Below are 5,061 nucleotides of genomic sequence, written 5' to 3' on the forward strand. Positions count from 1 at the left end.
GGATACGGAGACCATCAGACCCCTACCCAATATTATCTCAAGACTAAAAGGTTTTCTGGTGGAGAAATCGACCCAATTGACATCCTCGCCGCCGGGGCCGGACGGTGATGACCGGCAATTCAAATAGCCTTAACTGATAAACTATGAATTGACTAATTTAGGGCTTTTAAGCGGTAAAAATGGCCCACAGGACCGGTTCCTTGACCGATAGGGAGGGAATGATCGAGGGCGTTAGTAACGTAATCCTTGGCTTTTTTCACCGCTATTTTCAGGTCATCACCCAAAGCGAGGTTAGCCGCGATCGCTGCCGATAGGGTACAACCAGTCCCGTGAGTATTATTGGTTTCGACGCTTCTGGTCTTAAAAGTTTCCCATTCCTCCCCATCAAAGTAGATATCAACCCCACGCAGCCGGCCTTTCATGCCGCCACCTTTCACTAATACTGGTGTGGCCGACTTCTGGAAAATAATTTCGGCGGCCGCTTTCATCGTCTCAAAATCATTGATCTCGATGCCACTTAAAAGCTGCGCCTCGTAACGATTAGGGGTAATAATCGAAGCCAGAGGAATTAAACTATCAAAAAGACTATCTACAGCCCGATCATCAATTAATTTGGCTCCTACCCGCGAAACCATAACCGGATCTACCACTAAACTGATTAAACGCCAGCGCTCGATCGCCTCGGCCACTGCTTCGATAATCTCGCTACTGAACAGCATTCCCGTCTTAACCGCTGACACAGACAGATCCCTGACCACGGCATCGATTTGGGCTGTCACCATTTCTGGACTTAGGGACTCGACGCGCTCGACCCCTAGGGTATTTTGGGCGGTAACGCAGGTAAGGGCGCTGGTGCCGTGAACTCGGTGGAAGGCGAAGGTTTTCAAATCAGCTTGAATTCCCGCGCCGCCACCACTATCGGAACCGGCGATGGTGAGGGCAATGGCAGTCATAGGAGGTTAGCGATCAAAAGGACGACGACGTTGCAAGAATTCGGGGATATCTAATCCCGCCGGTTTTGGTGGTTCGGGAGTCGGGGCCGGACTGGGTGCGGGGGCATTGATCACCACCTTGCTACTGGTGGGACGAGAGGGGGAATCGCCGGAAAAACCGGTGGCAATGACGGTAATTCTGACTTCTCCCTGCATTTTCTCGTCAATTACTGCCCCGAAGATGATATTAGCGTTGGGATCAACCACTTCATAGATAATTTCGGCGGCGGCATTGACTTCGTGTAGGGTGAGATCTTGACCGCCGGTGATGTTAAAGACTACGCCTTTCGCACCTTCGATCGAGGATTCCAGTAACGGCGAGGAAATAGCAGCGATCGCTCCTTCCTTCGCCCGAGATTTTCCGGAACCGATGCCGATGCCCATTAGGGCCGAACCCGCATCGGCCATCACTGCCCGCACATCGGCGAAATCCACATTCACCAGACCGGGGATAGTGATAATATCCGAGATCCCCTGTACCCCTTGGCGCAGCACATCATCAGCGACCCGAAAAGCCTCCTGTAGGGGAGTGTCGGCGGGTATCACCTGTAATAACTGGTTATTGGGGATAATAATCAGGGTATCGACCCGACTTTGTAAACCACCCACCCCTTCATCGGCCTGATTAGTGCGACGACGACCCTCGAAGGTAAAGGGACGAGTCACAACTCCCACGGTCAAACAGCCGATTTCTTTGGCAATTTCGGCCACAATTGGAGCAGCCCCCGTTCCCGTGCCGCCGCCCATCCCGGCGGTAATAAAGACTAGATCGGTTCCTTCCAATGCTTGGGCGATTTCATCCCGAGATTCTTCCGCCGCTTTCTGTCCGATCGCCGGATTGCCGCCCGCCCCTAGGCCGCGGGTTAATTTTGTCCCGATTTGTAACCTCTGGGGGGCGGAGGAGTGGGCTAGGGCTTGGGCATCGGTGTTAATTGCCCAAAATTCGATTCCGGTCACGCCGCTGGCGATCATGCGGTTAACGGCGTTACAGCCCCCACCGCCGACCCCGATCACCTTGATCTTGGCGACATTGCTCGGCACGATGCGATTACTACGACTTTCTTCTCGGGGTGTCATCTGTGATTCATGGGGACGAGTAAATAATACTCCAGCATTATTCTGAGAGTAATGATTATCTTCGCTCATAGCTGAACTGGCATAATCGTTACTGTTCAGATTGGGATAGGTGGGAACGATTTCATTAATCGATGTCATTGGAATTGGAACACTCTTAGTACAAGATTCTGTTATTGATTTGATGAATTAGAGATGCAATGTTAACACTATCACTAATATTATGTCGGTTCCAGTATCTACATTATCAGTTTCTGGTTCAGAAAATCATAATTTGGGGTTTTTGGCAATACATAAAGGGAATAATTGCGGTTATTTGCTGATCAATTCCAGTTAATCCCTACCAGTTGCCGTTACTTTGGCAACGATAGGGGCTGGCTGCGGTTTTAATTCTACAGTGGGAGCATCGGGATTGCTCAGGTCAATGTAGAGAATTCTCGCTAGAGGTATCTTGGATGACAATTGCCGCGATTGTACGAGAGCGGTTAATTTTTCGGGCAATCTATCTTTATAAAAACCTAAATAGACCTGTCCCAGTTCAGTTTTTAGTACAAGATTACTAGGATTGCGCCAATCGATGGCGGTAACTTTAATCGATAAGTTATCAATTAAGGGATAAATTTTTTGCCACTGTTGTTGATGTTGTCGGTCGTAACCAAGCACTTCTAGGCTAGGTAATTGGGTTTTGGGCAGAGTTCGACCATAATAGTTTTGAGGAATTATCGTTCCGGTGGCATCTAAAAAACCTTGCTGTTGATGAGAACGCCAACGGGCAACAGGTTTTCTTTCTTGAATAGAAACAATCACTTTCGGGGGTAATAATTGCCGCTCGATCTTAACGTCGGCAATAGCGGGAATAGCTGCTAATTTTTCTCGCAATCGATGGGTAGGTAATTCCCAGAGAGACAGAGGATAGCTTAATTTTAGCCAAGCACGAATCGACTCGGACGACATTAATTCCGTGCCTGCGATTTCCACCTGTCCGGCCTTGGTAATTGTCCAATAGGGCGAAGTCATCCCCCAAGCTAATCCCGTCGCTAAACCACTAACCACCAGAAAGCGACCCAGGGCTTGCCACACCTTTGATCGCCTTTGGTGGCGCAGGTTTTGTCGTTTTTGTTCCAGGGAGAGGGAAGAAAGGATTTGATCACTCATAGGGAAAATCTCGGGCAGTTTTGCTGTTATCTTAGGTCGCAAGGTGGGCTGCTGGCAACTCGATCGCTACTCAAATAACCAGTTTGACAAAGAAAGAGATAATAAATGTTATAACAGTAGTAGTCTACAGGCGTTCTTTTGTCTGTCTCCAGGAAACCTAAACGCTCCTTTTTGCCAAGATATTTCGACGGTCAGCCAGAAAGAGCGTTCTGGCAAGAACAGCCTAATTTATCCGAAAATTACCTATGGTTATCAACAAACGCGGACTTGTTCTCGGTGCTACAGCAGTGGTCCTGTCTACCGTCGCCGTCACGGGGGCGGGATTCCGTCTCTCCCAAAGTCAAGCTTTTTTTCAGGAAAGTCCCAAGGAAACCGTTGATGAGGTTTGGCAGATCATCAACCGCACTTATTTAGATGGCACTTTTAATCAATCGGACTGGAACGCCATCCGCAGTCAGTATTTAAATCGTTCCTACAAAAATCAAGAGGAAGCATACACCGCTATCCGCGAGATGTTAAAAACTCTCAATGATCCCTATACCCGTTTTATGGATCCCAAAGAGTTTAACAATATGAAGATCGATACATCGGGAGAATTGACCGGGGTAGGGATTCAACTGACCAAAGATGAGAAAACTAAGCAGTTAGTCGTGGTTTCACCCATTGAAGATACTCCCGCTTCTAAAGCTGGTGTGCTGCCCAAAGATGTGATTATCTCTATCGATGGTAAATCTACCGAAGGTATGGAACTGGAGCAAGCGGTGAGCATGATCCGCGGCAAAGTGGGGACAAGTGTTAAGATCACCATTCAACGGGGTGAGGAGAAGAAAGAATTGACTCTTACCCGGGCGAAAATTGAAATTCACCCGGTGCGGGCCCGCACGGAAAACACCCCGATCGGTAAAATTGGTTATATCCGTCTCAATCAATTTAGCGCCCAAGCTAGTGGCGATATGAGTCAAGCGATTCGCGAATTGGAAACCGAAGAGGTGAAGGGTTATATTCTCGATCTGCGTTCTAACCCCGGCGGTTTACTCTACGCCAGCATCGAAATCGCTCGGATGTGGATACCCGATGGTTTAATTGTCTCTACGGTCGATCGCAAAGGGGTGACGGAACGTCAACGGGCCAACAATCAAGCTTTGACTAATAAACCTCTAGTTGTCCTCGTCGATGGTGGTTCCGCCAGTGCTAGTGAAATTCTCTCCGGAGCTTTACAGGATCATGATCGGGCGGTTATTGTCGGTACGAAAACCTTTGGTAAGGGATTAGTGCAATCGGTACGCAATCTCAGTGACGGTTCGGGATTAGCGGTGACGATTGCCAAGTATCTTACCCCCAAAGGACGCGACATCAATAAAGATGGTATTCATCCTGATGTGGAGTCGGAACTGAGCGAGGAAGATCGCAAAAATCTTCAACAGGAACGGGATCAGGTGGGAACCTTCCAGGATCCTCAATTCAAGAAGGGTTTTGAAATCTTGGAAAAAGAAATCACTGAAGGCAAGAAAACGCCCACCAATACCGCTAAACAATAGGTTGACATTTGCCCGCTCGAATTAAACCCACCCGACGGGCGATCGCTTCTCCCCGCTCGGCAAAAGGACCCCAGTATTGACCATTGACTGGGGTTTTTCCGTTTTCTAGGGCTATAATCTGACAAATTCCCGTATTTTCCTGGACAATGTACCAGTTTTGTCGGCTATTATCCATAGATTTTTCTCCTTATACCCCAAACCCTAGGGTTGATTCATAGTAGGGTTGATTCATGAATCAACCCTACCCCAAACCCCAAACCCCAAACCCCAAACCCCAAACCCCAAACCCCAAACCTCAAACC

5 protein-coding genes are annotated in these 5,061 nt (G+C 48.5%); 1 reads left to right on the plus strand and 4 read right to left on the minus strand.

Annotated features, from left to right (window positions below):
• Positions 1 to 152 precede the first annotated feature (152 nt).
• The 3 genes from thiD to PX636_RS12570 all read right to left on the minus strand — a co-directional run bounded on the left by thiD (position 153) and on the right by PX636_RS12570 (position 3,221).
• The gene (thiD, locus tag PX636_RS12560) at positions 153 to 953 is read right to left on the minus strand and encodes a bifunctional hydroxymethylpyrimidine kinase/phosphomethylpyrimidine kinase (RefSeq protein ID WP_287169101.1); all 801 of its coding nucleotides are present in this window, start codon (positions 951 to 953) and stop codon (positions 153 to 155) included.
• Between the two features lie 6 nt (positions 954 to 959).
• Complete coding sequence (gene ftsZ / locus PX636_RS12565) at positions 960 to 2,207, minus strand: cell division protein FtsZ (protein WP_002756934.1); 1,248 nt, start codon at positions 2,205 to 2,207, stop codon at positions 960 to 962.
• Positions 2,208 to 2,399: 192 nt separating this feature from the next.
• On the minus strand, positions 2,400 to 3,221 hold the full coding sequence (locus PX636_RS12570; protein ID WP_288117437.1) for a cell division protein FtsQ/DivIB: 822 nt from the start codon (positions 3,219 to 3,221) through the stop codon (positions 2,400 to 2,402).
• A gap of 245 nt (positions 3,222 to 3,466) precedes the next feature.
• On the opposite strand from PX636_RS12570, the gene ctpC reads away from it, so the two are divergent.
• On the plus strand, positions 3,467 to 4,759 hold the full coding sequence (ctpC, locus tag PX636_RS12575) for a carboxyl-terminal processing protease CtpC (RefSeq protein WP_288117439.1): 1,293 nt from the start codon (positions 3,467 to 3,469) through the stop codon (positions 4,757 to 4,759).
• Here the strand turns inward: ctpC and PX636_RS12580 are convergent.
• Positions 4,749 to 4,934 (minus strand): hypothetical protein, encoded by a 186-nt coding sequence (locus tag PX636_RS12580; RefSeq protein ID WP_002799168.1) that lies wholly within the window; start codon positions 4,932 to 4,934, stop codon positions 4,749 to 4,751. The two genes, ctpC and PX636_RS12580, sit on opposite strands and share 11 nt — an antisense overlap.
• Positions 4,935 to 5,061: the final 127 nt, after the last annotated feature.

Source organism: Microcystis sp. M53598_WE2, from assembly GCF_030067735.1.
In the GTDB taxonomy this organism is placed as follows: domain Bacteria; phylum Cyanobacteriota; class Cyanobacteriia; order Cyanobacteriales; family Microcystaceae; genus Microcystis; species Microcystis aeruginosa.

Coding starts and splice junctions, on each gene's coding strand:
- ftsZ (WP_002756934.1), bottom strand. CDS start 2,207: ATGACATCGATTAATGAAATCGTTCCCACCTATCCCAATCTGAACAGT.
- PX636_RS12580 (WP_002799168.1), bottom strand. CDS start 4,934: ATGGATAATAGCCGACAAAACTGGTACATTGTCCAGGAAAATACGGGA.
- PX636_RS12570 (WP_288117437.1), bottom strand. CDS start 3,221: ATGAGTGATCAAATCCTTTCTTCCCTCTCCCTGGAACAAAAACGACAA.
- ctpC (WP_288117439.1), top strand. CDS start 3,467: ATGGTTATCAACAAACGCGGACTTGTTCTCGGTGCTACAGCAGTGGTC.
- thiD (WP_287169101.1), bottom strand. CDS start 953: ATGACTGCCATTGCCCTCACCATCGCCGGTTCCGATAGTGGTGGCGGC.